General features: G+C 49.0%; 24 protein-coding genes, 3 tRNA genes and 2 pseudogenes. 8 read left to right on the forward strand and 21 right to left on the reverse strand.

Annotated features, from left to right (window positions below; all coding sequences use genetic code 11):
• Positions 1-10: 10 nt before the first annotated feature.
• The 6 genes from RFF05_RS10180 to RFF05_RS10205 all read right to left on the reverse strand — a co-directional run bounded on the left by RFF05_RS10180 (position 11) and on the right by RFF05_RS10205 (position 5,895).
• The gene (locus tag RFF05_RS10180) at positions 11-232 is read right to left on the reverse strand and encodes a hypothetical protein (RefSeq protein ID WP_409966995.1); all 222 of its coding nucleotides are present in this window, start codon (positions 230-232) and stop codon (positions 11-13) included.
• Between the two features lie 10 nt (positions 233-242).
• Positions 243-1,604, reverse strand: coding sequence for a relaxase/mobilization nuclease domain-containing protein (locus RFF05_RS10185; protein ID WP_409966996.1), 1,362 nt, complete (start codon positions 1,602-1,604; stop codon positions 243-245).
• Positions 1,605-1,910 carry a MobC family plasmid mobilization relaxosome protein gene (locus RFF05_RS10190; protein WP_409966997.1) on the reverse strand — a complete coding sequence of 102 codons (306 nt, stop codon included), beginning with the start codon at positions 1,908-1,910 and terminating at the stop codon, positions 1,605-1,607. It abuts the gene before it with no gap.
• A 1,122-nt stretch (positions 1,911-3,032) separates the two neighbouring features.
• A complete protein-coding gene (locus RFF05_RS10195) occupies positions 3,033-3,248 on the reverse strand; it encodes a hypothetical protein (protein ID WP_409966998.1) in 216 nt (71 codons plus the stop codon).
• A gap of 83 nt (positions 3,249-3,331) precedes the next feature.
• The gene (locus RFF05_RS10200) at positions 3,332-4,765 is read right to left on the reverse strand and encodes a GGDEF domain-containing protein (RefSeq protein ID WP_409966999.1); all 1,434 of its coding nucleotides are present in this window, start codon (positions 4,763-4,765) and stop codon (positions 3,332-3,334) included.
• Between the two features lie 281 nt (positions 4,766-5,046).
• On the reverse strand, positions 5,047-5,895 hold the full coding sequence (locus tag RFF05_RS10205; RefSeq protein ID WP_409967000.1) for a tyrosine-type recombinase/integrase: 849 nt from the start codon (positions 5,893-5,895) through the stop codon (positions 5,047-5,049).
• A gap of 226 nt (positions 5,896-6,121) precedes the next feature.
• On the opposite strand from RFF05_RS10205, the gene RFF05_RS10210 reads away from it, so the two are divergent.
• On the forward strand, positions 6,122-6,331 hold the full coding sequence (locus RFF05_RS10210; RefSeq protein ID WP_409967001.1) for an Arc family DNA-binding protein: 210 nt from the start codon (positions 6,122-6,124) through the stop codon (positions 6,329-6,331).
• Between the two features lie 232 nt (positions 6,332-6,563).
• Here the strand turns inward: RFF05_RS10210 and RFF05_RS10215 are convergent, their stop codons facing one another.
• Positions 6,564-7,856 (reverse strand): serine dehydratase subunit alpha family protein, encoded by a 1,293-nt coding sequence (locus RFF05_RS10215; protein WP_409967002.1) that lies wholly within the window; start codon positions 7,854-7,856, stop codon positions 6,564-6,566.
• A gap of 188 nt (positions 7,857-8,044) precedes the next feature.
• Between RFF05_RS10215 and RFF05_RS10220 the strand changes: the two genes are divergently transcribed.
• The 6 genes from RFF05_RS10220 to RFF05_RS10245 all read left to right on the forward strand — a co-directional run bounded on the left by RFF05_RS10220 (position 8,045) and on the right by RFF05_RS10245 (position 14,549).
• On the forward strand, positions 8,045-9,796 hold the full coding sequence (locus RFF05_RS10220) for a sigma-54 interaction domain-containing protein (RefSeq protein WP_409967003.1): 1,752 nt from the start codon (positions 8,045-8,047) through the stop codon (positions 9,794-9,796).
• Positions 9,793-10,113, forward strand: a complete 321-nt coding sequence (locus tag RFF05_RS10225; protein WP_409967004.1) for a hypothetical protein — start codon at positions 9,793-9,795, stop codon at positions 10,111-10,113. Before RFF05_RS10220 ends, RFF05_RS10225 begins: the two co-directional genes overlap by 4 nt.
• A 256-nt stretch (positions 10,114-10,369) precedes the next feature.
• Positions 10,370-11,542, forward strand: coding sequence for a MalY/PatB family protein (locus tag RFF05_RS10230; RefSeq protein ID WP_409967005.1), 1,173 nt, complete (start codon positions 10,370-10,372; stop codon positions 11,540-11,542).
• A 36-nt stretch (positions 11,543-11,578) separates the two neighbouring features.
• A complete protein-coding gene (locus RFF05_RS10235) occupies positions 11,579-12,844 on the forward strand; it encodes a dicarboxylate/amino acid:cation symporter (protein ID WP_409967006.1) in 1,266 nt (421 codons plus the stop codon).
• 68 nt (positions 12,845-12,912) lie between these two features.
• Complete coding sequence (locus tag RFF05_RS10240; protein WP_409967007.1) at positions 12,913-13,281, forward strand: RidA family protein; 369 nt, start codon at positions 12,913-12,915, stop codon at positions 13,279-13,281.
• 605 nt (positions 13,282-13,886) lie between these two features.
• Positions 13,887-14,549 carry a UDP-N-acetylglucosamine pyrophosphorylase gene (locus tag RFF05_RS10245; protein WP_409967008.1) on the forward strand — a complete coding sequence of 221 codons (663 nt, stop codon included), beginning with the start codon at positions 13,887-13,889 and terminating at the stop codon, positions 14,547-14,549.
• 67 nt (positions 14,550-14,616) lie between these two features.
• On the opposite strand, the gene RFF05_RS10250 is transcribed toward RFF05_RS10245, so the two are convergent.
• From RFF05_RS10250 to hrcA, 7 genes are all read right to left on the reverse strand, one after another.
• Entirely contained in the window at positions 14,617-15,585 is a 969-nt protein-coding gene (locus RFF05_RS10250) for a putative glycoside hydrolase (protein ID WP_409967009.1), read from the reverse strand.
• Positions 15,586-15,607: 22 nt separating this feature from the next.
• Positions 15,608-16,045, reverse strand: coding sequence for a ribose 5-phosphate isomerase B (rpiB, locus tag RFF05_RS10255; protein ID WP_409967010.1), 438 nt, complete (start codon positions 16,043-16,045; stop codon positions 15,608-15,610).
• Positions 16,046-16,256: 211 nt separating this feature from the next.
• A complete protein-coding gene (locus tag RFF05_RS10260; protein ID WP_409967011.1) occupies positions 16,257-17,066 on the reverse strand; it encodes a histidinol-phosphatase HisJ family protein in 810 nt (269 codons plus the stop codon).
• 163 nt (positions 17,067-17,229) lie between these two features.
• Entirely contained in the window at positions 17,230-18,381 is a 1,152-nt protein-coding gene (dnaJ, locus tag RFF05_RS10265) for a molecular chaperone DnaJ (protein ID WP_409967012.1), read from the reverse strand.
• A 167-nt stretch (positions 18,382-18,548) separates the two neighbouring features.
• Complete coding sequence (gene dnaK, locus RFF05_RS10270) at positions 18,549-20,375, reverse strand: molecular chaperone DnaK (RefSeq protein ID WP_409967013.1); 1,827 nt, start codon at positions 20,373-20,375, stop codon at positions 18,549-18,551.
• Between the two features lie 179 nt (positions 20,376-20,554).
• Positions 20,555-21,145, reverse strand: coding sequence for a nucleotide exchange factor GrpE (locus RFF05_RS10275; protein ID WP_409967014.1), 591 nt, complete (start codon positions 21,143-21,145; stop codon positions 20,555-20,557).
• 3 nt (positions 21,146-21,148) lie between these two features.
• A complete protein-coding gene (gene hrcA, locus RFF05_RS10280) occupies positions 21,149-22,186 on the reverse strand; it encodes a heat-inducible transcriptional repressor HrcA (RefSeq protein WP_409967015.1) in 1,038 nt (345 codons plus the stop codon).
• Positions 22,187-22,411: 225 nt separating this feature from the next.
• Between hrcA and RFF05_RS10285 the strand changes: the two genes are divergently transcribed.
• Positions 22,412-22,777 carry a VOC family protein gene (locus RFF05_RS10285; protein WP_409967016.1) on the forward strand — a complete coding sequence of 122 codons (366 nt, stop codon included), beginning with the start codon at positions 22,412-22,414 and terminating at the stop codon, positions 22,775-22,777.
• 94 nt (positions 22,778-22,871) lie between these two features.
• Here the strand turns inward: RFF05_RS10285 and RFF05_RS10290 are convergent.
• From RFF05_RS10290 to groES, 7 genes and pseudogenes are all read right to left on the reverse strand, one after another.
• Positions 22,872-23,369 (reverse strand): annotated as a pseudogene (locus RFF05_RS10290) (IS3 family transposase); the annotation flags it as partial.
• 66 nt (positions 23,370-23,435) lie between these two features.
• Positions 23,436-23,594 (reverse strand): annotated as a pseudogene (locus tag RFF05_RS10295) (transposase); the annotation flags it as partial.
• Positions 23,595-23,853: 259 nt separating this feature from the next.
• Positions 23,854-23,930, reverse strand: a tRNA-Val gene (locus tag RFF05_RS10300).
• A 4-nt stretch (positions 23,931-23,934) separates the two neighbouring features.
• A tRNA-Glu gene (locus RFF05_RS10305) sits at positions 23,935-24,009 on the reverse strand.
• 61 nt (positions 24,010-24,070) lie between these two features.
• Positions 24,071-24,147 (reverse strand) — tRNA-Met (locus RFF05_RS10310).
• A gap of 326 nt (positions 24,148-24,473) precedes the next feature.
• Positions 24,474-26,102: a chaperonin GroEL gene (gene groL / locus RFF05_RS10315; protein ID WP_409967017.1), complete on the reverse strand. Its 1,629-nt coding sequence runs from the start codon at positions 26,100-26,102 to the stop codon at positions 24,474-24,476.
• Positions 26,103-26,241: 139 nt separating this feature from the next.
• Positions 26,242-26,526 (reverse strand): co-chaperone GroES, encoded by a 285-nt coding sequence (gene groES, locus RFF05_RS10320; RefSeq protein WP_409967018.1) that lies wholly within the window; start codon positions 26,524-26,526, stop codon positions 26,242-26,244.
• Positions 26,527-26,661: the final 135 nt, after the last annotated feature.

The raw sequence follows: 26,661 nt of genomic DNA on the forward strand, positions 1-26,661 counted from the left end.
TTAGGTGATTTCAGATGTCTTTCCCAGACAGTTCCACCAGCTTGAGCATCTGGTCGAGGGGTGTCTTGGGTGTGGGATTTGGGAAGATGGAGCGGACGATGAAGGGCTTGCCGTCCACCCAGAGTTCCCTCTGGGTGGTGGTGTGGGTGTCCAACATGGTCACGCTCTGGTCTGGGAACAGGGTGATGAGTTTGCCCTGCTTGTGGGCAATTTGAGGTTTGTTGTTTGGCATAGGGTTCTCCTTATCTTTCTTGTTCTCGCTTGCGAGATTGTTGGGGTGGTTCTATGGTTGCCAGTTCGCTTTTAATGCGAGGAATGTTTTCCTCGATCTGCTGGCACATTTTGAGGGTTTTTCGGGTTTCTCTAAGCTCTCGATTGATGGTGGCAATCTCTTGGTAAAGATTACTTTTCTCCTGCAGGAGCTGTTCCTTGGGGATACCACACTCTGCGAGGAGTGTCACGGCTTGGCGGTGGCGATCCTCGTCCATGGGAGCAAGGGATTCCACGTTGGCAAGGGCGGCGAATAACTTTGCCTTCTTTTTCTTCTGGACGTTGAGGATGGTGCGGTGTTTCACCTGCTTGGCGAGGGTTTTCTCTGTGCTAGACACGAACAGTTTCATTTCCTCTGAGGTGGTAATTTGATGGTCACGGAGGAATGCAAATTGTTCTCGATACCGCTCAAATTCCATGATTGCCACCTTGGTCTGAGGGGTCAGCCGCTTTGGATATTCCTGCTTTTCCACTTTTCCCAACACATAGAGGTAGTGGTAATAGAGTGCCACAAAGCCCCTGTGTCGGGGGTGTTTCTTGGGTGGGGTGTACGCTGGATGAGGGATGACAATGGGGCGGACACCGCTTGCAATGGCCTCACCGATGCCGTCAATGGTGGCTCGGATGCCGTCCTCGGTAAACTGTGGGTTGCGTCGGCAAGGGTATTGGTATCGCTCCTGCCCTCGCAGGCGAAAACCCAAACGGTTGCCGTGTTTCACCTCATAGCCCATGTGCTCCATCAGCATGAGGAAGTTGCCGAAGTCCACCGCATCCTCGACAGCTTGCTTTAGGTCGGATTCCAGCATACTGCGGAAGGTTGGCTGTCCTTTGGATTGGCGGAGCCATTCGGCATAGGACAGGGATTGCTGGGGCGCAGGGTTTTCAATCACAGACAGCCCATGTTCACGGCAAAGTCTGTCCGATATGGCACGGATTTGGGTGTAATACGTCCGTGCGTTGGAGTGGTATTTTTGCCCCGTTCCCACCGCCACCGAATTGAAAATCAGGTGGGAGTGGATGTGGTCACGATCAACGTGGGTGGCCATCACCACCTCGAAGTCCCCCAGATGCTCACGGGCGAAAGTCTGGGCGACCTCTAACGCCAACTCAGGGGTAATCTCGTCCGGCTTGAAGGATTGAATCAGATGGTAATACTGCACCCCTCCCAGTTTGCTGTATCGCTCCTTGGTGTCCATCATCTGTTGCGCTGCCAGAGTTGGGTCGCAATTTTGATAGGCGGTCAGCACCTCGTGTTCCGTTTTGTCACCGTTGAGGATGTAGTCCACACCCACCTTCGGATGGCTCTTGCGAGCCAGAATTTTAGTGACTGCCATTTAGTTATTCACCACCTTGTCGAGCTTTTTATAGACTTCGTTCAGAAGCAGAAGCCCTTGCTTGGCATCCTCTGGACTGGCGATGCCAGCGTTGACGCTCCGTGCGATTTGGTTGATGTTGTTGCCGATACTGTGAATCTCTCGGCGGAGCTCCTGTATCTCTGCGGTGGGACGAGGGCGCACCTCCTTACCCTCGATGTATCGGGTAAGGAAGATACGCTTGGACAGTCCACAGGTTTTGGATTTTTCGCTCAGCAGTTGGTACTGCTCTGGGGTTAGCTCGATGTGGAGATGGTGGAGTTTCATGGAAGGTTCCTTTCTAGGGTGAATTTTCCGCCAACAGGCGGCATATGGGGTCAGGGGTTTCCCCTGCTGGCGCAAAACTGTACAGTTTTGCTATGCTTGCAGAGAAACCGCCCACGGGCGGTGGGGGAAATGAGGGTAAATGCGTCGGTAGACCGCCCTTAAACTACCGACGCACCGACGCAGATTTGAACTTAAAGCTGTGGGGAGCAAGGGGTTCAATGTGACACCTAGGATTCAGTTTTCAAGGTACAGTAGGGGTTACATTGAACCCCTAAAAGGGCATAAAAAGGTCACCCGATTTTCATCGAGCGACCTTTCAAATATGTTATTTCCTATGTAATTATCATCCGCACACCAAAAGGTGCGCAATCCAGTATTAGTATGAGCCTATTGCTTTGAGAGTTGTGGTCTTCAACAAGAGAACAAATGTTCCCTATTCGGTTGTAGCCACAGCATAACATACTCCAAAAGCAGAGTCAATAGCTGTGTGGGAATTTTTTTGAAAAACTTTTTTAGGCACAAAAACAGGGTTTGGCAATATTGCCAAACCCTGTTTGATAAGGCTTGGGCAACGTTGCCCAAGCCTGTGGAGTAGCAATGAATACCGCTTCTGGCAATGTTGCCAGAAGCGGGTCTGACAACATTGTCGAACCCGCTTTTGCGCTCCAGAGACAGGGGTTGACAACGTTGTCAACCCTTACTCGGAGGAACCTTTGGCAATCTTGCCAAAGGTTAGATGATGGACATTCTGACAACACCGTCTGGAAGTTGCGAGCGCTTCTGACAGTGTTGTCAGAAGCGGTAGTGCGGAAAAAAGGGGTGACAGCGTTGTCACCCCTTCAAGCGACCAGAGCGGGTTTGGCAACGTTGCCAAACCCGCTTGCTTAACAATCACTCTGATCTTGGGATTGCCGCTTTGGGCAGCGTTGCCCAAAGCGGTACACGTTGCTTTACGTGGGGCAAAGGAGTTAACTGGGGTCACGAGCCGATCCACCCCCATCACCGCCCACACAGGGCTACAACGGGGGCGACAGGGGCGACTGTGGTGAGTTTCTCCTACTCTCTTAGGTAGGGTTCGATTTCCGCTGACGATACCTCCGCCATCAGCCTTGCGCTGTTTCTTTAAATGAGTGCTTGATAGGCTCGATATTCCTCGCAATATCGAGCCAATGTATGTTCTAGTTCTTCGGGCGTATTGCACTGGATCAGCTCCAATTCTTCGTCGTCCTCTGTTCCAAAGGTGACCAGATAGCCGTTTCCCTGTTGCGAAACATGGCAGAAATCATCCTCTACCAAATAGTTGTGAAATTCCTTTAAGACCTGTTGAAATGTCCGCATTTTCCACCGTTTTCCCTTTCATTGTGCCACATGGCCTTTATTATATGGTGATTAAATTGTTAGCACACGTTATCACAAGTGTTTTATACCTCATTTGCAGATTGATTTTCTGCAAAAATGGAAATCTTTTTATCTGTATTCTTAGCGATATAAAGTGCATGGTCTGCTTTTGAAAACAATGTCTCGTAAGATTCTCTTGTCTGGTTAAATGCAATCCCTATACTGACGCTCACCTCTACTCCGCTTCTTTTTGTTCTATGTTCAATATCCTTTTGAATTTGAGTGGCTTTATTCAACGCATCTTGCTCAAATTCCATGGTTGTCAAATACACTAAAAATTCGTCACCACCAATACGTCCCACAACGTCCACCGTTCTAGTACAGAATCTTAGAGAGTCTGCAACATCTTTTATTACGACATCTCCTACTGCGTGTCCATACGTATCATTCACTGCCTTGAATTTATTGATATCAAGCACCATCAATGTTCCCTTGAGCGATAATTTTCGCTTTACTACCATTTTGGTCGTCACCTTATCGTATAGTTTCGTTGCATTATCTTGGTGTGACTTTATATAAAGTGGCCTACCTATGAAGTAGCATGTAAATATCAAAATCAATGTGTATACTAGCAATATCAACGGCAATCCATCCCTAATTATTTCATCATTAGTAGTCGATTTAATATACGACCCTAACCATTTATTTGATAGTTCTTCATAGGCACCTGTATTATTTATCTCTGACAATGCGTTATTTATGTTCTGTTGTAATTCTACATTGCTCTTATCAATGCCTAACGCAAATGCCTCTGTATCAAAAATTGCACTAACCGCAACGATCTCTGTATATCCTGCGTCATGTATCATGTAGTTTATGATGGCATACACACCAATGATATAATCCACTTCACCACACATAATCGCTTCAAAAGCGTCTGTATAAGAATCATATTCAATAATTTGAGTAAACCCAAACTGCATATGCAAATCAGATTCTACTGGCGAATCTACCACTCTTGCCACTTTCGTTTCATAAAGGTCCTGAATGGTGCCATAATCGTGTAATCCAAATAACACCACTCGATGTTTGCCAGTTGGCGCACTCAACAAAAACACATCTTCAAATTCTGAACTATAATTTACATTACAAATAATATCTGCTTCGCCTGAAACCATCTTTTCAATACACGCATCACGTGGTAATAGTTCTATGTCGATATTCATTTCTAATTCGTTGGCAATCAAATTTACTAATTCAATATTGTAACCTGATAATTCTCCATCATCATCCACAAAAGAATATGGTGCAAAATTTTCTCTAGCAACAACAGTAAGTGTTTCATCATAAGTATGATTGGCTTGATATCCCATCTCTGGTTTAGTATAAATCAAAGTATTACTTACAACGATTATAATACCCCCTATAAAACAGCACAAAAAAGCCACCATTATTATCTTGGGTGATTTTTTTGACAGCCCCTTTAATACAAGCATTTTATTTGAAATACGCTTCACAAAACACACCTCTTTTCATTTCTGAATTTTCTCGTTCTATCACATAACTTTTCTTATGTGATAGAATGAATCAACAAAAGGAGTTCATCCAATTAAACGGAAACAAAAATAACGCACTACAACCAGAGCGATTAACAATTTGTTAAATCGCTCTATTTGTGGTGCATTTGGATATATTTTTTTGTGATAACCCTTGAATTTTTCAATCTATCGTGATAGAATATCTCCTAAGTATTGGAATTTATTGCAGTGCTATGTCACATAAGAAAAGTTATGTGATGTTATGGTATCCAGTAGGCCAGCTGCATTTTATCCATCTGTCGTGCGTGTTTTCGCCCTGTTTCAATTGTATACATACGAGTGGTATTGATACTACTGTGACCTAAGATGTCAGCCAGACGGCTGATGTCTTTTTCTATTTTGTAGTAGGTGCGAGCAAAGAGGTGGCGCAGATTGTGGGGAAACACCTTATCGGGTGACACGTTGGCCTTTTTGCAAAGATTTTTCATCATGCGCCAGATGTTAGAGCGATCCAGTGGCTTGTCCGACTTCGAGCGGAAGATGCACCCCGACGAAATCTCCTGTTCGTTGCAGTAACGCTTGAGCATACGGCACAGCTCTTTGGGCAGAAAAATCGTGCGAGTTTTCCCCTTGCACATCACGGTGGTACGCCCTGTATGGGTGGCAGAAACGGTAATGTGTTGCAGTTCGGACACCCGAATTCCCGTGGAGCAGATGGTCTGAATGAGAAGTGCCAGCTTGCGGTTTTGTCGCTGTTCAGCGGTGGCGATGAGCCGCTGATATTCTCGCTGGGTCAGTTCCTTTTCTGGCTTGGAAAAGATGTCCCGCTGAATTTTCAGTGGCTTCACTTTATACTGGGGGACTCCTAGCCAAGTCAAAAAGCCGTTGACAGCCGCCAGCATCGAGTTGACGCTGGCGGGTGCATAGCGAGATAGCAGATGCTCTTTGAAGGACAGCACCAGTGGTTTGGACAGTTCCTGTGTATTTGAAAATACAAGAAACACACTGATGTCGTGGCAATACTTCTGGATGGTGTTTGGGCTCCGATCTTCCTCGTGAAGATAAGCCTCGTACTGGGTTAGCGATTCAAGGTTGAACATTGTTGTCATGGGAATTTCCTCCTTCTATTGGTGTCTCTATTTTTAACAGATTAGAAGGAAAAATTCTAGAGTTATCACCGTGCAAGATTATCGAGAAGGCTATCCCTACATATAGCAAACGCAATTCACAGCAATCACCTCCCCAGAATTGTAGATACGCAGTATATCTATAACTCCCATCATACACCAAAATAGATATAAAATAAATACACAATATATCTAATGAGGTGAGGAAATGGCAGTGAAGAGCGTATCAATTCGCATAGAAGAAGAAATGTTAGAAAAAATCGGCTATGTAGCGGACTATGAAGGACGATCCGTTAACAGTCATATTTTGGTGCTAATTCGTGAAAGTATCGCCAAATTCGAAGCAGACCAAGGTGTCATCGAAGGAGCAATCTCTCCCGATGTGAATGTGAAACCTCCACGCAAACAAGGCGGCTGATACTTCACGCACCAGCAGCCCTGTTCTTGATAATAATAGCAAACCGATTGAGTAGCCCATGGGTGCTCAATCGGTTCATCGTTTTATATATAATTGTTTAGCAAAATTATTCTATTATTAAAACACAAGGAAGGCACCGAGCAAAAACTCGGTGCCTTCCTTGTTGCCGTATTTAGCTTGCCCACAAATTGTCCTTGTGAGACGTACCACTTCGGTTGCAACCATTTTTTCTTTAATTGCTGGCGTCCTTTTCCATCATGATGTTCAAGATGGTTTTGTCCGTGTCTACCATGCCGATGGCGCTGACGCGCCCCATGTTGGCAATGGCTTGCTCTGGGGTTTGACCACAGATGCCATCAGTGGCGCTGAGCACCACATCCCCCATGGCAAGGTGTGCGCTCATCATGGCGGCATTGGTAGCAGTGGCCAGTTTCAAGGCACAGCCAATTTTACCGCCGTCGCAAATCATGCCTGTCAAGTTGCCACTCATGTTGATGATGGCATTGCCCATTTGCTCAATGGTGCCGCCCATGAGCCACACCATCGAGGCCGCCGCAGAAGTGGCGGCAGACACACCGCACCCACAGGTGGCGCTGAGTTTGCCAGTAAACATTTTAATATACACATTCAAGGTGTGAGACATCGCCAAGGCCTTTTCCAGTTGCTCTTGAGAGGCCCCCACGTGCTTTGCCATTTCCACCACAGGAATGACGGCGGTGATGCCGTGGTTGCCACTGCCTGCACTGCTCATCACAGCGTAAGGACATCCGCTCATACGGCCTTCGGCACTGCTGGCCACGCGGAGCATGGCACGACTAAAGAGGTTATCCCCCATGGTGCCAGCGTTGAATTCTTTTTGCAAGGTAGAGGCAATGCCAATGCCCAAGGTGCGCTCCAAGCCGTAATCTGCCAGTTTCCCATTGAGTTCCACGCCATCTAACATAAAGCCTAGCTCTTGTTCATTACAGCTTTCCACCAAGGTGCGAATCTCTGCCACAGTCATAGTTTTCAGCCGTGCGTGAATGTCGTCTTCCACCCCAGCCACATATGCTTTCTCGAACAACACTTCGTGGTTGCGCTTGGTATAAATGATGTTGGCATGGGTGCCACGGATTTCGCAAATGCCAATGCCAGCGGTGGTAATCACCTCCGCTCTGGCATAGAGCGCGGTTTCTTCATGGCGAATCATCACCACCACATGACGGGCTTCCACCATGGCAATGGCGCGTGCGCTGATGGCGTCATCAATGTCAGAAAACACCTCTAATTTTTTCTCAGGGTTGTCTAAGCAAGCACCCAGCGCCGCCGCATATTTTAAGCCCACACGGTCAAAACCGGGGATACCCACGCTCATGCCGTTTTTATAAATACCGGGGTTGACCTCCATTTTAATAGACACCACCTCGCCGCCGATGGCATGGAACGCGTCCGCCGCCGCCAAGGCCACGCAAACAGGTTCCGTACAGCCCAATGCAGGCACCACCTCTTGGCGCAATAAGGTCATCAATTCATGTTTTGTAATCATATGTATTCTCCTTTTATCTTGTGTTGTATATATTCTTTACGCCTATAGATATAGCAAATTTCATGCCAACTTATTTTCCACAAAAAAGCCCTGTTTCTCTTGCTATTTTTTCCAATAGGGGTTGCAATTGGTTAAATAAAATGGTAAATTGGTTAAAAGAAACCAGTTCTACCAGTAGGAGGCACTTTATGACCAAAAAACAAATTTCCATCATCGCCCTTGACCCTCGGGCAGGCCAATCCTATGGCGCAGACGTTAGAAGCCTCTTTGGCGACGTGGCCGAAATCACCATCTATGCCGTAGCCGACGGCACTGTGACAGGGCGTTTACCCTATTCTGATTTATTTGTGGTGTCTACCGATGCCTTTCCCTCTGCCGAAGCCCTTGCCAGCCACATCCCACCCCAATGCCCCACCATGGCGGTGCAAGCATCGTTCAAACATAGTGAGCTAGAGCGTCTAAAAACCTTGCCTTCTGGGGAAAAAATTCTCTTTGTCAACATGACCCACACCATGGCGCGAGAAGCCATTGCCCAGCTAGAGCAATTTGGGATAAACCATGTCCAATGGGTACCGTTTTATCCCCATGCCGTGCTAGATGACCCTACCATTCGCATCGGTGTCACCCCTGATGAAATGCGCTATATGCCTGCGGGCATCGAGACCACCATCGACATTGGTCAACGGGTTTGCACCTCTGGTATGATGATTGAAATCGCCTTGCGCTTAAATCTAGAACACCTGTTGAAAACCCCACCTTTTGTGGCCTACTTTCAATCAGTTGCCACCAATAACTACAGCTTTGACAAACTATTTGACCGCTCCTTCCGCTTGGCTAGCCAGTTCCACATTTTAATGGACAGCCTCAGCGATGGGGTGATCGCCGTGGATGAACGGGGCATTGTCTTTGCCAGCAATCACCAAGCCCAAGACATTACACATTTAAATGTAGAACAGGTGGAAGGCCAGCCGTATAGCCAACACTTCCCCTATATCCCCTTTGGGGAATGTCTCCAACAGCAGACCAAAATCCCTGTAAAAGTCATTAAAGTCAACGGCACACCGCTGAATGTAGAAGTGGTACCCATTTTGCGAGAAGGCACTTGCATGGGTGCCTTCGCCATCTTGCAACGCTTTGACGACATGGAAGACCGCCAAACCCAACTACGCAGCCAACTATTCCACAAAGGCCACTATGCCAAATATGGCTTTGAAGACGTGATTGGCACCTCCGCCGCCATGGAACACACCAAAACCGTTCTGCGGCGGATGGCACAAAGCGAAAGCCCTGTGCTTCTCATTGGAGAAACCGGCACCGGCAAAGAACTGTTCGCCCATGCTGTCCACCGTGCCTCTCGTCGTAGCGCTGGCCCCTTTGTTGCCATTAACGTGGCGGCTGTACCAGAAAATCTGCTAGAAAGCCAACTCTTTGGCTATGAAGACGGTGCCTTCACTGGGGCAAAAAAAGGTGGCAGCCCCGGTTTATTTGAGTTTTCCCACCGCGGCACCTTGTTTTTAGACGAAGTGGAAGGGATGTCCATGGCGCTACAGGTCAAGCTTCTGCGCGCCTTGCAAGAACGGGAGGTCATGCGTGTGGGCGGCAACCGCATTATCCAAATCAACGTGCGCATCATTGCCACCACCAATGAATCCTTGGAAGAAAAAATTCAACAAGGCACCTTCCGACGCGACTTATATTATCGCCTATGCACCTTGCCAGCCCTGATTCCACCGCTGACCCAACGCGGAGAAGACTTGATGCTAATTATGGAGCATTTCAAGCAAGAGCTGGGCGCCACCTTCACCTTATCCCCAGAAGTATCTGGATTTTTCCACCGCTACCGCTGGCCAGGGAACATCCGTGAATTGCGCAACGTGGTAGAATATCTGGTGTATACTGGGCAAAGTGTCATCACCATGGATGACCTCCCCCCACGATGACGCCCAATACCATGCGAATGCCCCTCTCCCCTGTGGCGCCCTTACAGCTGACGCCATCCCCGACCACTTCCAGCCGCTCCCCTGCATTTTGGTTTGTGCTGGAACAGCTTTTCCACGCCTCCCAAGCCAGAACCCCCATAGGCCGAGACACCTTATTACAATTGGCCCAAGACATCCACTTGCCCCTGTCTCAGCAAGAGGTGCGCACCTTATTAAAAGAGATGGACGCAGAAGGACTGGTACGGGTCAGCCGCGGCAGAGGGGGCAGTCAATTGACCTTAGCTGGTCGTGACCTTTGGTTAAATGGTCAGGAATAACCAATTGTTTAACCATTAACCAATTCAGTCCACCCTTCTCTCCCTTTTCACCCAACCTATACACCCACCACCATAAGGTTGCACCTTGGTAATTTTCGCCAAGATGCAACCTTATGTTTTTTGCAAATTGCCAAAAAACCCACCTTTTCCCATAAAAAAACACTCTTTTTTATTTTTTCACAAAAGTTGGCACGGTTTTTGCTTTATAACTAGGCATAACAACAAAACAACTGTGTATTTAGAAAGGAAACAACCTATGACTTACAATTTTGACGCCATCATCGACCGTTCTGGAAATCGTGCCGCCAAGTATGACGAACGCAAGAAAAAATTCGGCACCGACGATGTAATCCCTCTGTGGATCGCCGACATGGACTTCAAAACCGCTCACCCCATCATCGATGCCTTGAAATCTCGTGCCGAAGAAGGCCTCTGGGGCTACACCGCCCGTCCCGACAGCTACTTTGCCGCCATTTGCGATTGGCAAAAACGCCGCAACAACTGGGAAATTGACGCCTCCCTCATGAGCTGGAGTCTGGGGGTTGTCCAATCCATCTCCGCCTGCGTCAAACTCTTCACCCCAGAAGGGGGCAACGTGCTGATTCAAACTCCCGTCTACTCTGAATTCTACGACATGACCGAAGCCGCCAATCGCAACGTCATCGAAAACGCCTTCGTGTTGGGCGACGACGACAAGTGGACCATTGACTGGGATGACTTTGAAGCCAAGCTCCAACAAGCTGATCTATTTTTACTCTGCAGCCCCCACAATCCTCTAGGCCTTGTATGGGAACGAGACGATTTGGAAAAAATGATGAAGTTATGTCTCAAATATCACGTGCTTGTGCTGTCTGACGAAATCCACTCCGACCTGATTTTCCACGGTAAAACCCACCTTCCCACCGCCACCCTCTCCCCTGAAATCGCCGCCAACACCATCTCCTGCTTCTCTGGCACTAAAACCTTCAACTTGGCTGGTCTCCAAGCCAGTGCCGTGGTCTTCCCCGACCAACACACCAAAAAGGTATACGACCAATTCTGGCACAACATGGATATCCACCGCAACAACGCCTTCTCCCTCACCGCCATGGAAGCCGCCTTCACCCACGGGGATGAATGGCTGGGGCAACTGCTCCCCTATCTCTCTAACAACTTCGACTATGTGGTGGACTACTGCGAAAAAAACATCCCTCAAATCAAAACCTTTGCCCCAGATGCCACCTACTTGATGTGGCTTGACTGCCGTGCACTAGGCATGAACAACCAAGAACTCCATGATTTCATGATTGAAAAAGCTGGCCTTGGTCTCAACGATGGTTGCTCTTTTGGCCGTAGTCTGGAAGGCTTTATGCGTCTTAACGCCGCCTGCCCCCGTAGCGTTCTCATCCAAGCCATGCACCAACTGTACGTAGCGGTGCAAGCCCTGTAATCACTGGCAGTTGCCATGTTTTAAATACAATATACTATGAAAAACGAGGAATCCTACATGAATGAAAAACTCAACCTAAGTCCATGGGAACAATTCAAAACCCCTTTCCTGCTGTTAGGCGGCATCGCAATTGGCTCTCTCATTGGCATCGTCGCTCCTGAAATCGGCCAAGCCGTTTCTCCTCTCGGCGATATCTTCTTGAACCTGCTGTTCACCATCGTGGTGCCCTTGGTGTTCACCTCCATTTCTGCCGCTGTTGGCAACATGGTGAACATGAAACGCCTTGGGAAAATTTTAGGCAGTACCGTCATGGTATTCTTGGCAACTGGTGCCGTGGCCGCTGCTTGTGTGCTGGTGTGGGTCAACTTATTTAGCCCCTCCGCTGGCACCAACATCATCATGGAATCCGCTGAAATCGGCGTCACCCAAAGTGCTGGTGAAATGCTGGTGGGTGCCCTGACTGTCAATGATTTCTCCTTACTGCTGAGCAAGTCCAATATGCTTCCCCTGATTATTTTCTCCATTATCTTTGGCTTCTGCGTGGCCTCTTGCGGTGGTGATGAAAGCCCCGTTGGCAAATTCCTCAACAATCTAAACATGATTATCATGAAATTTGTAGATGTGATTATGGCTGTGGCGCCCATTGGTCTTGGCGCATACTTTGCCAACCTCATCGGCGAATTTGGCCCCCAATTGCTGGGCGATTACGGCCGTGCCATGATCGTCTACTATCCCTTGTGCCTGCTGTATGTTTTGATTTTCTTCCCCACCTACGCCCTGATTGCTGGGGGTAAGACTGGCCTTTCCCGTATGCTACAAAACATTTTCACCCCTGCTGTCACTGCCTTTGCCACACAAAGCTCTGCCGCAACACTCCCTGTCACCAAAAACGCCTGCGACAAAATGGGTGTGCCCAAAGATGTCAGCGACATTGTGGTTCCCATGGGTTGCACCATGCACATGGACGGCTCTGTGTTAAGTTCCATCGTGAAAATTGCTTTCCTCTTCGGTGTCTTCGGCACCCCCTTCACTGGCGTCAGCACCTATACCATGGCCATTGCTGTTGCCATCCTCAGCGCCTTTGTGCTCTCTGGCGCACCCGGTGGCGGTCTGGTGGGCGAAATGATTATTGTCAGTATGTTCGGCTTCCCTGCTGAAGCATTCCCCTTGATTGCCACTTTGGGCTTCTTGTTCGACCCTGCCGCAACCAGTTTGAACGCCAGCGGCGATGCCATTGCCTCTATGCTGGTTGCCCGTGTGGTAGAAGGCAAAGACTGGATCAACGGCAAATTAAGCGCATAACCCTTTCTCCCAACACGGACAGAGGCGAACCCTGTCCCTACAAATTAACAATATAGGAGATGACTCACATGAACGTTATCGATACAAAAAATGCACCCGGTGCCATCGGCCCTTATTCCCAAGCTTACGAAGTCAACGGCGTGGTTTATACCTCTGGCCAATTGCCTGTCAACCCTGTTGACGGCTCTGTCCCTGTGGACATCACAGGGCAAGCTGAATATAGCTGCCAAAATGTTGGCGCTATTTTGGAAGCCGCTGGCTCTGGTTTTGACAAGGTGTTTAAAACCACTTGCTTCTTATCTGACATGGGCGATTTTGCCGCCTTCAATGAAGTGTACGCCAAGTATTTTACCTCTAAGCCTGCTCGTAGCTGCGTGGCTGTGAAGACATTGCCCAAAAATGTTTTGTGCGAAATCGAAGCCATCGCAGTGGTCTAAGCAACACCTCTTTTAACAAGCTTCCTTTCTTATTTTCATAGAACTCCTCCTAAAAAACAACAACGCCGTAGATCGTGGTGGGTCTACGGCGTTGTTGCGTTTAAAAATCTCCTATCATATAATGTCCACTGAACAAATGCAATTATCCCAATTATACTTAACGAGACCCAAACGCTCACTCCTACTGTAGGGGCGGGGTTCCATCCCCGCCCGTCGTCAGAAGATACTGGTATCTTATCAAGCGGGAGGGGCCCCTCCCCTACGAATACCCTACAAGCCCCGTTATCTACTATCGGGATATGCAATTTGCGAATTGCATTTGCAAATCAGCCCTTAGTGGCTGATTTGATGGCAAAACAAGTTGTTTTGCCATTTCAGATACATTGATGACTCCCTGTTTTGATTTTTGGACACACGCCCAAAATCAAAAGTGCAAGGTTTTTTGTCTTGCGAGACAAAAAACCTTGCACCTGAACAAAGCAAAAACACAGTGAAATCCTTGTTAGATGTGTGTTTTTGTTTTGTTCAGCAGGTAGCATATAGACAGGGGCAGAAAAATAGAGTACAATATGGGTGATTATATGACCATTGAAAGGATGTTTCCTATGAACGTACAGATTTCAGATTTATTTGACATGACCCACACCTTGGCTGGGGCATATTTAGAACAATTCACCTATCCTTGGGAGGCGCTGGACGGCATTGCCCAAACCATCGTGGACTTAGGTGCAACCTTAGACGATGATTATGTAGAGCAAAGCCCCCAAGTTTGGGTGCACAACACGGCCACCGTGGCACCCACAGCCTACTTGGGCAAACCCTGCATCATCGGCCCTCACACTGAGGTGCGCCACTGTGCCTTCATCCGCGGGTCCGCCTTGGTGGGTGCACACTGCGTGGTGGGCAATTCGGTGGAATTGAAAAACGTCATCCTCTTTGACAACGTCCAAACCCCTCATTATAACTACGTGGGCGACAGCATTTTGGGCTACAAATCCCACATGGGTGCAGGGTCTATCACCTCAAACGTGAAAGCCGACAAAACCTTGGTGGTGGTCAAAGGCGACCAAACCATAGAAACTGGCATCAAAAAATTCGGTGCCATGCTGGGCGACTTTGTGGAAGTGGGCTGTAACAGCGTGCTAAACCCTGGCACCGTTATTGGTGCCCATTCCAATGTCTATCCCGTCACCTCTGTTCGTGGGGTCATCCCAGCCAACAGCATTGTCAAAAGCAGCCACGAAGTGGTGGCAAAAAAAGAAAGATGAACGGCATGAGAGCCTGTTGCGTTTGCAACAGGCTCTCGTTTTTTATAGTCATTCACCCTTAGCCCCATTACGGTACTAGCAAATAATTGCCGCTGGGCGGAATTTGCTCTGCCATCACGGTGACAGCTTCCGCGCCTACCAAAGACTCTGCCGTAGGCAAATCATTGGTCGTTACATAGAACATATCCACATACTCCGTCCAATCTTCATAAGGCACACTACCGCTGACAAGAGCGCCAGCCGACATTTCCATGCCCAAAGACACCCCAGCTGCTTGGGTGTGGGTATAAATGATTTCTAACAAATCATGCAACGCTTGCTGTGGGTCATCAGCGGCATAGCGGATGTTCTCCAAATCTCCCGTTTGGGGATAATGGAAGTCGGTGAGGATAATTTCATCGAAGCCCATGGCTGTCAACTCGTCAATCACCGCCACAATCCATGCCACGGCATCTTCTTTGGCAGGGTCTAACCAAACCTTGCCATCCCCATCTTTATAGCCGTAACCAGTGCCGCTCATCAGCGCCGAAGCCGTCACGTAATAGGAGGCGTATAAGGGGTCTTGCAACACACTGACAAAGGCACTCACTGGCACCGACTGGCCCAGCAAGGCGGTTACGTAGTCTGCATTTTGTGCCACATATTCAGACGTGGCACCTGCGACCAAATCGGCATTAGACGACTGGTAATACAAGGTGCCGTTGCCATCTTTCATGGTCAGCGCCAGTTTGTCAAAGTCGGTGCTATCTTGCGCAGGCCACGTGGTGGCATCCACATCTAGCAACAAACCGCCCACTTGGACAGTATCCACCACAGGCTCTGGCGTATCAATCACCAACTCCACCTCTGGCACAATCTCTTCCACCGCAAGCTCTTCATGGTCAAAGCGAGGGAAAATGCTCCAAGAAAGCCCGTGGTCACCCCAGAAAAAATACCCAAGGCACACAGCAATAACGCCAATCAAAATCATCGCGAGCATCCATTTCAAACTGCTTTTGCGACCCCGATAGCTGCTGTAGCTATTTCTTTTTGCCATTGGTTCCCTCCTCCCTGTCTTTTCAGCCTTCCATGGCTGTCATCAAATCCACACGGCGTGCGTGGCGGCCACCTTCAAACTCTGTTGCCAAGAACAAATCCACAATCCGCAAGGCCACCATTTCCCCTGTGACAGCGGCCCCCAATGCCAACGCATTGGCATTGTTGTGGCGACGGGTCATTTCAGCTTGGGCTTCTGTGGCGCACAATGCGCAACGCACACCTTTAACCTTGTTGGCGGTGATGGAGATGCCGATGCCTGTGGTACACACCACAATGGCGCGTTCACAGCTACCGTCAGCCACAGCCTCTGCCGCCGCCTTGCCAAAAACAGGATAATCGCAGCTATCTAATGAATAGGTGCCACAATCTTTCACACTGTGTCCTAATGTTTCCAAATGTGCTTTGATGGTTTCTTTCAAGCCGAAGCCACCGTGGTCAGATCCAAGAGAGATATTCATAGTGGTTTACTCCTTTTATACATATCTTTTTTATCATACCCTAAGTATAGGGAAAAATCAACCATTTTATACAATCCTGTCACCCCTCGCAAGAGGGGCTAGGCGTAGCCTAGTAGGGACGCAGTCCCATGGCAGGTGCGTGACGGCTTTTTGCACGCCCAAAGGGCACTCCAGCGAACGCTGGAGTTAAGGCGAAGCCTTGTGCAAAAATCTATAGGGGATGTCGAATTTCTTTCCCTTGTTCAAAGGTGGAGAAATATGTAAAGCCCAGCCGTTTGATCAAGGCTTGCCCCTCACGAATGCCTGCGCCCATATCTTTCGGCTGGTGGGCGTCCGAACCAAGGGTGATGCGCCGACCACCCATATCGTGGTAAAGTTTGAGCCATGGCTCATCTGGACAATTCATATCCCCACGGGTGGTGTTGAGTTCAATGCCAAGACCTTTGTCAATCAAGGTTTTATAAATGCCCACCACTTGGTCATGAAATGGTGCAAAAGGCACATCCAAACCTAAATATTTGCAATAGCGCAAAGGCAACGTCAAATGCCCCAACACATGAAAACCGCCCCAGTTGCATTGTGTTTGCACCACCTGCAAATAATCTCCAATGGCCGCACTGGCTTCTGCCGCTGTTTTAGGGCGATATTCTGCCCAATCCATATAGTCATACGCCTTGCTCAGGCGGTGGATGGAACCAATGACAAAGTCTAAATTGGGGGCTTTTTGAAGCATTTTTTCCACAGTGGGGATGTCCATAGGGGCCTCTCCCAACTCAATGCCAAGGCGAAGGGTGATTTTATCCACATATTGACGTTGCACTGTGGAAAACTCTGCAATCAAAGCGCCCCAGTCGTCAGTGTCACGAGGCACGGTGATGTCATCCCAGTAAAAGGGCTCAAAGTGGTCAGTGAAGCAAAGTTCATGCAGACCTGCGGCAATGGCGGCCTCCACTTGCGCCACCATGGTGGCCTTACTGTCTGGAGAGACACGGCTGTGGGTGTGATAATCAGCAAGATACATGGGATTCTCCTTGTAAACTAAAAATACCGTAGGGCGGGGGGCTTGCCCCCGCCGTCCCCCAATTTACGGGTAACCTACGGCGGGGGCAAGCCCCCGCCCTACAATTATCATAGGTCAGCGATATGCAACGATAGGGCGGTGAACAAACACCGCCCTACACACTTTATTTTTTCTTCTTATTATTCTTTCCGCCGAACAAAGTCTTTTTTCCCAAATCCGCTCCATCTTCGCCCATGGTTTTGGCGAAGGCGTGAAGGGCTTCTTTTTGCTCTTTGTTCAGGTGTTGGGGGGTGGCGATATTGACGGTGACATATTGGTCGCCACGGCCTTTGCCACGCAAGTCAGGAATCCCTTTACCACGGAGACGGAAGGTGGTGCCCGTGTCGGTGCCTTCAGGCAGAGTCAAGGTGACCTTGCCGTCAATGGTGTCTACTTCCAGTTCCCCGCCCAAAACAGCACGGGCGAAGGAAATATCCACATCATGTAACACAGAGTTGCCTTCACGGCGGAATTTTGCATGGGCACGGATGGTGACCGTCACCAACAAATCCCCAGCAGGGCCACCATTAGACCCAGCGTTGCCTTGACCGCGGATGGAAATGGTTTGCCCATGGTCAATGCCAGCAGGCACGCTCACTTGCACGGTGCGACGCTTGCGCTCCACCCCTTGCCCACGACAAGCACTGCAAGGCTGGGAAATAATCTTGCCCTTACCCCCACATTTGGGGCATTGGGCAGAAGAGGCAAACACGCCCATTGGGGTTTGCCGACGCACTTGCACCGTACCACTGCCATGGCAATTGGAGCAGGTTTCAGGACTGGAGCCTGCGGCACAGCCGTTACCACCACAGGTACTGCATGGTTCGGTGCGGTCAATCATCACTTCTTTTTCACAGCCAAAGGCGGCTTCGGTAAAGTCCACCATCACCGTTTGGCGAATGTTGCCACCCTTGGTGGGGGCATTGGGATTTTGACGTTGACCGCCACCAAAGCCGCCGCCGAAAATGCTTCCAAAAATATCGCCCAAGTCGTTAAAGTCACCAAAGCCACCACCGTAGCCACCGCCACCAGCCCCAAAGTTGGGGTCAACACCAGCGTGACCAAATTGGTCGTAACGGCTCTTCTTATCGGCATCAGACAGCACTTCATAGGCTTCGTTGGCCTCTTTAAAGCGCACCTCCGCCTGATGATTGTCTGGGTTTAAGTCGGGGTGGTTTTCCTTGGCCACTTTCCGATAGGCCTTTTTAATCTCAGCGTCGGATGCGCCCTTAGACACACCAAGCACCTCATAAAAATCTCTTTTTTGCTCTGCCATTGTTTCTCCTTTTAACGCCACACAGCGGACAGGCAATCATCCTGTCCGCAAATGTGTCGATTTGCATTACCCTTGAGGGGCGGGCGACCACAGGTCGCCCCTACAATTTATATGTGGTAGGCGTAGGGGCGACCTGTGGTCGCCCGTTCCCCCATCCACCAAAATTCTTATTGATCCTCGTCCATGACGGTGTAGTCAGCATCTACGAAATCATCGCCAGATGCTGCACCAGCATCACCTGCAGGTGCGCCGTCTTGGGGTGCGGCTTGTTGATACAGCTTTTCGCTGACAGCTTGGAAGGCGGCGGTCAAAGCTTCGGTATCAGCCTTGATGGCGGCAGTGTCGGTGCCCTTCAGGGTTTCTTTCAGCTTGTCAACTGCTTCTTGAACAGGTGCCTTTTCGCTATCGGGGATCTTATCGCCCAGTTCGCCCAGAGCCTTTTCAGCTTGGTACACCATTTGGTCGCCTTGGTTGCGGATTTCCACTTCTTCTTTCAGCTTTGCATCTTCAGAAGCAAATTGCTCAGCGGCCTTGACAGCAGCTTCGATGTCGTCTTTGGACATATTGGTGGAAGAAGTGATGGTGATGCGTTGTTCAGAGCCAGTGCCCAAGTCTTTCGCAGACACGTTGACAATGCCGTTGGCATCGATGTCGAAGGTGACTTCGATTTGAGGCACACCACGACGTGCAGGGGCAATGCCGTCCAAGTGGAAACGACCCAGAGACTTGTTGCCAGCGGCCATTTCACGTTCGCCTTGCAGGACGTTTACTTCAACGCTGGGTTGGTTGTCAGCGGCGGTGGAGAACACTTGGCTCTTTTTCACGGGGATGGTGGTGTTGCGGTCAATTAGCTTGGTGCACACGCCGCCCATGGTTTCAATACCCAGAGACAGAGGGGTCACGTCTAAGAGCAACAGACCCTTCACGTCGCCAGTGAGCACGCCAGCTTGCAGTGCAGCGCCCATGGCTACGCATTCGTCGGGGTTGATGCCCTTGAAGGGATCGCTACCAGTGAAGGCCTTCACTGCGTCTTGCACAGCAGGAATACGGCTAGAACCACCCACCAAGAGTACCTTGGACAGTTCGCTGGGCTTCAAGCCAGCGTCGCTCATAGCTTGGCGCACAGGACCCATGGTGCCGTCCACCAAATGGGAGGTCAGCTCGTTGAACTTAGCGCGAGACAAGGTCACGTCCAAGTGTTTGGGGCCAGTGGCATCGGCGGTGATATAAGGCAGGTTCACATTGGAACTCATGACGCCGGACAGCTCAATCTTAGCCTTTTCAGCGGCTTCTTTCAAACGTTGCATAGCAACCTTGTCGTTAGACAGGTCCACGCCTTCGGTCTTTTTGAATTCAGCAGCCAGATATTTCATGACAGATTCGTCAAAGTCGTCGCCGCCCAAGCGGTTGTTACCAGCGGTGGCCAGCACTTCGATGACACCGTCGTCGATTTCCAAGATGGACACGTCGAAGGTGCCGCCGCCCAGGTCATAGACCATGATTCTTTGGGCATCTTCTTTATCCACACCGTAAGCCAGAGCGGCGGCAGTGGGTTCGTTGATGATACGCTTGACTTCAAGGCCTGCAATCTTGCCAGCATCTTTGGTGGCTTGACGTTGGGCATCGGTGAAGTAAGCAGGGACAGTGATGACAGCTTCGCTGACGGATTGCCCCAGATAAGCTTCTGCGTCGGCTTTCAGCTTTTGCAGAATCATAGCAGAGATTTCTTGGGGGGTGTACTTCTTGTCGTCGATGGCCACTTTGTGGTCGGTGCCCATTTCACGCTTGATAGAAGCGATGGTGCGGTCGGGGTTGGTGATGGCTTGGCGCTTGGCCACTTGACCCACCATACGTTCGCCAGTTTTGGCAAAAGCCACCACAGAAGGGGTGGTGCGGTTACCTTCAGCGTTGGCGATGACGACAGCTTCGCCGCCTTCCATCACGCTGACACAAGAGTTGGTAGTACCCAAGTCAATTCCGATTACTTTAGACATAATATTGTTCCTCCAGAAAATATTGATTATAAATTTAAGATTGTGGAACCCTGATACGGCGGGGGCAAGCCCCCGCCCTACGATGGGACGAGGTACCCTCAAGGTATCTGGATATTCTATACTTTGTAGGGCGGGGGCTTGCCCCCGCCGTTCCCCGCAATCACGGGGTATTTACTCACTTAATTGGCCACCTGCACGATGGCAAACCGCAATACCTTATCCCCCAGCATAAAGCCAGCTTGGAACACTTCTGCCACCACGTTTTCGCCCAAGTCAGGGTTTTCAATGTGCATGACGGCGTTGTGCTTTTCAGGGTCAAAAACTTGGCCTTTGCAGTCCATTTCGGTGACGCCTAGCTTGCCCAAAATCTCTTGATACTGGGTGGCCATCATTTCAATGCCTTTACGGTGGGGGGACTCGGCATCGGTATCCGCTGCCAGCGCCCGTTGCAAGTTGTCATACACCGCCAAGAAGGGGGTGATGGTGTCAGCCTTGGCATCTTGGTAGATGGTTTCTTTTTCCTTGGCTGTACGCTTGCGGAAGTTTTCGTATTCAGCGCCCAGTCTTGCGTATTGGTCGCTGGCGCTGGCCAATTGCTTCACCGCCAACTCCATGGCTTCCATTTGGGTGCGGGTCAGGGTGAAGGTATCTTCTTGGGGTTGCTCCGCCTCTGGCGCTTGCTCCACAGGTTCTTCCACCACTTCACCCTCAGGGGCGATGATGGGTTCTTCCTCAGGAACCACAGGTTCTACAGTTTCGTTAGTATCCATGGGTTACGTCTCCTCTGGTAGTTCTTTTCGTTCAAACAGTCGTGACATCCCTTGGGCGAACCCAGAGAGCCGTGCCGCAACTGTTGCATAATCCATACGGGTGGGCCCCACCACACCAATGAGCCCCTGCATATTGTCGCCAATATCATAGCGCGCCATAATCACGCTGGTGTCTTGCAAGGCACTGGAAATGTTCTCAGGGCCGATTAGAATTTTCATATCGCTACCATCGTCTAGCAAAGGTAGGCTCTCTTTACTCTCAGAGAGAAAACTCATCAGCTCATGGGCCTTGTCTGCATCCCGAAATTCGGGAAGTTTGAGCAATTGATTGGTGCCTGCGGTGATAATCTCACGCTGGCTGGCCTCATCCAAGGTGTGGGAGGCATAGCTGACTGCTTGGCTCAGCACCAAAAATAATTGGGGTGGCACTTGGTCTGCCATGTCCATCAGGCGCTGGTTCATTTCATCGGCGCTGATGTCTGCGAAATGGGTGTTGAGCACCTCTACAAGCTGGGGTAGGTGTGCGCTATCGATGTGAAGTTGTAGGTGGAGCAGTTGAGAGCGGACACGATTGTCCCCCAACATCATCACCACAATACAACTTTTGGCATCCACTGCCAAAAGCTCAAAATGGCGAGCAGTCAAACGGTTTTTTGCCACCACACCCATATAGGTGGGATAATTGACAAAGCTGGAAACGGCACGACTGGCTTGGGTGATAACCCGATCCAACTCCTCCATTTTCAATAAAAGGGATTGGTTAATTCGCTCCGTTTCTGCCAGAGACAGAGATTGCTGTTCCATCAACTGGTTCACATACAACCGATATCCGCGCGGAGATGGTATGCGCCCAGCCGAAGTGTGGGGCTGTTCTAAATAGCCCAGCTCTGTCAAGTCGGCCAGTTCATTGCGAATGGTGGCGGAGCTGACGCTGCCGCTCATTTTCTGGGCAATGACCTTAGAGCCAACAGGCTCGGCGGTGGCAATGTAATCCTCAATCACCACTTTGAGTATTTGCTTTTTTCTTGCGGTTAATTCCAAAAAAGAAACCTCCTCTTTGGGTTTAGCACTCTATCTCATCGAGTGCTAAATGCAGTTTACCACCACTTGCAAGAAATGTCAATGTAATGTTTGCACAGTTTTGAAAACAAATTGTGAATACAGTGATTTCTCCCTATCTTTTACCCACATTATACACCTTGACCTTGCATTCACCCAGAAAACCATGCTATACTAAGGGCAACTTTATAAAATGAGGTAATCATTATGGTAAAATTTTATCACTTTAATTTTAATGTTCTAGATTTGGAAAAATCTTTGGCCTTCTACGACCAAGCCTTGGGACTAAAACCTGTGCGTGAAGTGGACAAAATGGACAATGGTTTTAAGCTGGTGTATTTGGGAGATGGTGTCACAGGCTTCACCTTGGAGCTGACTTGGCTCAAAGACCGCACCGAACCATATAATCTGGGTGAGTGCGAATTCCACTTGGCCTTCCAAACCGACGACTACGATGCCATGCTGGAAAAGCACCGCGCCATGGGCTGTGTGTGCTTTGAAAACCCCGACATGGGCATTTACTTCATCGCCGACCCAGATGGCTACTGGATCGAAATCGTGCCTACGCACTAAAGAAAAGAAAAACGAAGGGGACGGTGGTAACCGTTTGTAGTGACCCCAATAAGTTAGACTTGATAACGTAGCAGCTGCGGCTGCTACGTTATTTTTATGCAGCAAGATACTTCAGTCTGTATTCTACAGGACTGAAGTAGCCTAGTTTTTGCTTTGTACGCTTGTTATTGTAATAATCAATGAAGTTTTCTATGGCTAATTTCAATTCATCAAAACTGTAAAACGTATTGCCGTAATAGATTTCTTGCTTCAGAAGACCAAAGAAATTTTCCATCACAGAGTTGTCCAGACAGTTGCCTTTCCGAGACATGCTTTGGAAGATGCGGTTCTCTTTCAGTGTCCTAAAATAGCGTTTCATTTGGTATGCCCAGCCTCTGTCCGAGTGAAAAGTTCTTCTGAATTTGCAGTCGTTGGTGACCTCGATGGCCTCATTTAACGCAGCCATAATGCCTTCTGCCGATGGTGTTTTGGTAATGCTATAGCTTAAAATTTCGCCGTTGAACATATCCAAGAATGGATCTAAATATAACTTTTTCGTTATCAATTTACCGTTGCCGTCAAAAGCCAGTTCCTGATACGATATTTCTGTTGTTAGATATAATTCTACCACAGAAAGCTTAAAATCGAAAGGATAGCTTTTGTTTTCTCTGGAGCGAACCAGTCCATCATCACCAAACTCTTTGTATGACTTGTGCCAGGTTTTTACTGTGGTTAGTGATGGTATACCATATTTCTTCGCTAAAGATTCATATCCGCCTTCCTGGTTTTCGTATGCCATGATTACTTGCTTCTTAAATTCAAAACTGTATTTTGCCATGAAAATACCGACCACCAATCGTTAGATTTTTAGGTCTAACTTTTGGGGGTCGGTACAGGGATGCACGTTTTTTCTATACCTATATCTGAGAAAAACAATTCCCATAGACCGCCAGAGCCCGCCTTGACGGCGCTCCAGTACTTTTTCACTATTCACTATTCCTTATTACTTCCAAAAAATCCTGTACACATAGTGAAGAGTGAAAAAGGAATAAGAAATAAGAAAAAATCCGAAGTAGATAAATCTACTTCGGATTTTTTGGTGGAGACTACTGGACTCGAACCAGTGACCTCTCGCGTGTGAGGCGAGCGCTCTAACCAGCTGAGCTAAGCCTCCGAAATGGTGACCCGTAGGAGAATCGAACTCCTGTTACCGCCGTGAAAGGGCGGTGTCTTAACCGCTTGACCAACGGGCCATTTATAAAGGTGGTGGCTGCTCCCAAAAGGGGCCCACGGGACTTGCCGTCCCATGGGACATGGTAGCGGCAACTGGATTTGAACCAGTGACACTACGGGTATGAACCGTATGCTCTAGCCAACTGAGCTATGCCGCCATGTTCGTGTGCTTGTCGTTTGCCTCAGTGGCTCACCTCAAGCGCATGGACTACTATACCAGAGAGAAAGTGATTTGTCAACACTTTTTTGAAAGTTTTTTTATTTTTTCGAAAAAACTTTTTTCCGAAAGCATAAATCTCCATCAAAATCCTCTGCATTTCATCCGAGACCAATCAGTTCATTGCAAAACCGACAGTTATTGCATTGTATCAAATCAAACTACTTTTGTCAATGGTTTTTTTCAAATTTTTTAAAATACAACAACCGCCACCCAAACGAGTGACGGTTGTCGGTGCTTTTATTAAAGGATTCAGGGGGGTACTTCTTAGTACATACCGCCCATGCCGCCCATATCGGGGGCTGGGGCTGCAGGAGGTTCAGGTTTATCAGCAACCAAGGATTCGGTGGTCAAGACCATAGCAGACACGCTAGCGGCATTTTCCAATGCACTACGGGTCACCTTGGCAGGGTCAATAATACCGCAGGCCACCATGTCGCAATATTCTTCTTTATATGCGTCAAAGCCGTAGCCCTTCACGCCAGAGGAACGAACGCGTTCCAAAATCACAGAGCCGTCCAAGCCAGCGTTTTCTGCAATTTGACGGATGGGGGCTTCCAATGCCTTGGCAATCAGGCGCACGCCAGTCTTTTCATCGCCTTCCACAGTATCCAGCACGGCTTCCACGGCGCCAATGACATTGACAAAGATGGTACCACCGCCAGCGACCACGCCTTCTTCAACAGCGGCACGGGTGGCGTTGAGGGCATCTTCAATGCGAAGCTTCTTTTCCTTCATTTCGGTTTCAGTTGCGGCACCAACCTTAATGACTGCCACACCGCCAGCCATCTTAGCCAGACGTTCTTGCAGTTTTTCACGGTCATAATCAGAGGTAGTGGCGGCAATTTGATTGCGGATTTGTCCCACACGGGCGGCAATATCTTCGCTGGCACCAGCACCGTCCACAATGGTGGTGGTTTCCTTGGAAACCTTCACTTGACGGGCATAGCCCAGCACGCCCAAGTCGGCAGTTTTCAGTTCCAGACCCACTTCTTCGCTGACCACAGTACCGCCAGTCAACACGGCAATGTCTTGGAGCATTTCCTTGCGGCGGTCACCAAAGCCGGGAGCCTTCACGCACACCACATTCAAGGTGCCACGCAGACGGTTAACAATCAAGGTGGACAGGGCTTCGCCTTCCACATCTTCAGCGATGACCAGCAGCTTCTTACCAGCTTGCACCATTTGTTCCAAAATGGGCAACAGATCAGAAATGACAGAAATTTTCTTGTCGGTAATCAAGATATAGGCATCGTCGATGACGGCTTCCATCTTTTCAGTGTCGGTGACCATATAAGGGGTGATATAGCCACGGTCGAACATCATGCCTTCCACCACTTCGCTATAAGTTTCAGCGGTTTTGGATTCTTCGATGGTGATGACACCGTCAGCGCTGACTTTTTCCATAGCTTCTGCAATCAAGGCGCCAATGGCTTCGTCGCCAGAGGACACTGCGCCCACACGGGCGATGTCGTTGGTGCCGTCCACAACCTTAGATTGTGCCTTCACTTCCGCCACAGCGGCATCCACAGCCTTGCCCATGCCCTTACGAAGCACGATGGGGTTTGCACCAGCAGCCAAGTTCTTCAGGCCTTCACGAATCATGGCTTGTGCCAGCAAGGTAGCGGTGGTGGTACCATCGCCAGCCACGTCATTGGTTTTGGTGGAGACTTCCTTCACCAGTTGGGCACCCATGTTTTCAAATGGGTCGTCCAGTTCGATTTCCTTTGCGATGGTCACGCCGTCGTTGGTGATCAGGGGTGCGCCATATTTTTTATCTAGCACCACGTTGCGACCCTTGGGGCCCATGGTGATTTTCACGGTATCAGCCAGAGTGTTGACGCCAGCTTCCAGTGCCTTGCGTGCTTCTTCGCCACGCTTGATTAACTTTGCCATAGTTGTTATTCCTCCAAAAAATTAGTGAAGAAGTAATAAGGAATAGTGAATAGGTAATGTGTCACTTCGTGACGATTTCAATCCGTGGCGAAGCCACACCTCACTTATTCCTTTTTCACGATTACTTATTACTTCAATTTTATTCTACGATTGCCAGAATTTCGTTTTGGCGCACCACCAAATATTCTACGTCTTCCAAGGTGACCTTAGAACCTGCATATTGGCTGGTGATAACCTTGTCACCAACTTTTACAGTCATGACAACGTCTTTGCCGTCTACGTTGCCACCAGGGCCCACGGAGATGACTTCTGCCACAGAGGGCTTTTCCTTGGCAGCGCCAGTGAGGATAATGCCGCTTTTAGTGGTTTCTTCCACCTCTACCATTTTCAAAATAACCCGATCAGACAAGGGTGTGAGTTTCATAACAAATTGCCTCCTTATAGTTCATTGACTTAAAACATAATCAACGTTAGCACTCTTTCATATCGAGTGCTAACGTTGCTATCATAGTACATTTTTGTTCATTTGTAAAGGGGAAAAACAGGAAATTTTTTAAAT

The sequence above is a fragment of the Bengtsoniella intestinalis genome (assembly GCF_039719005.1).
Lineage (GTDB): Bacteria > Bacillota > Clostridia > Oscillospirales > Oscillospiraceae > Oscillibacter > Oscillibacter intestinalis.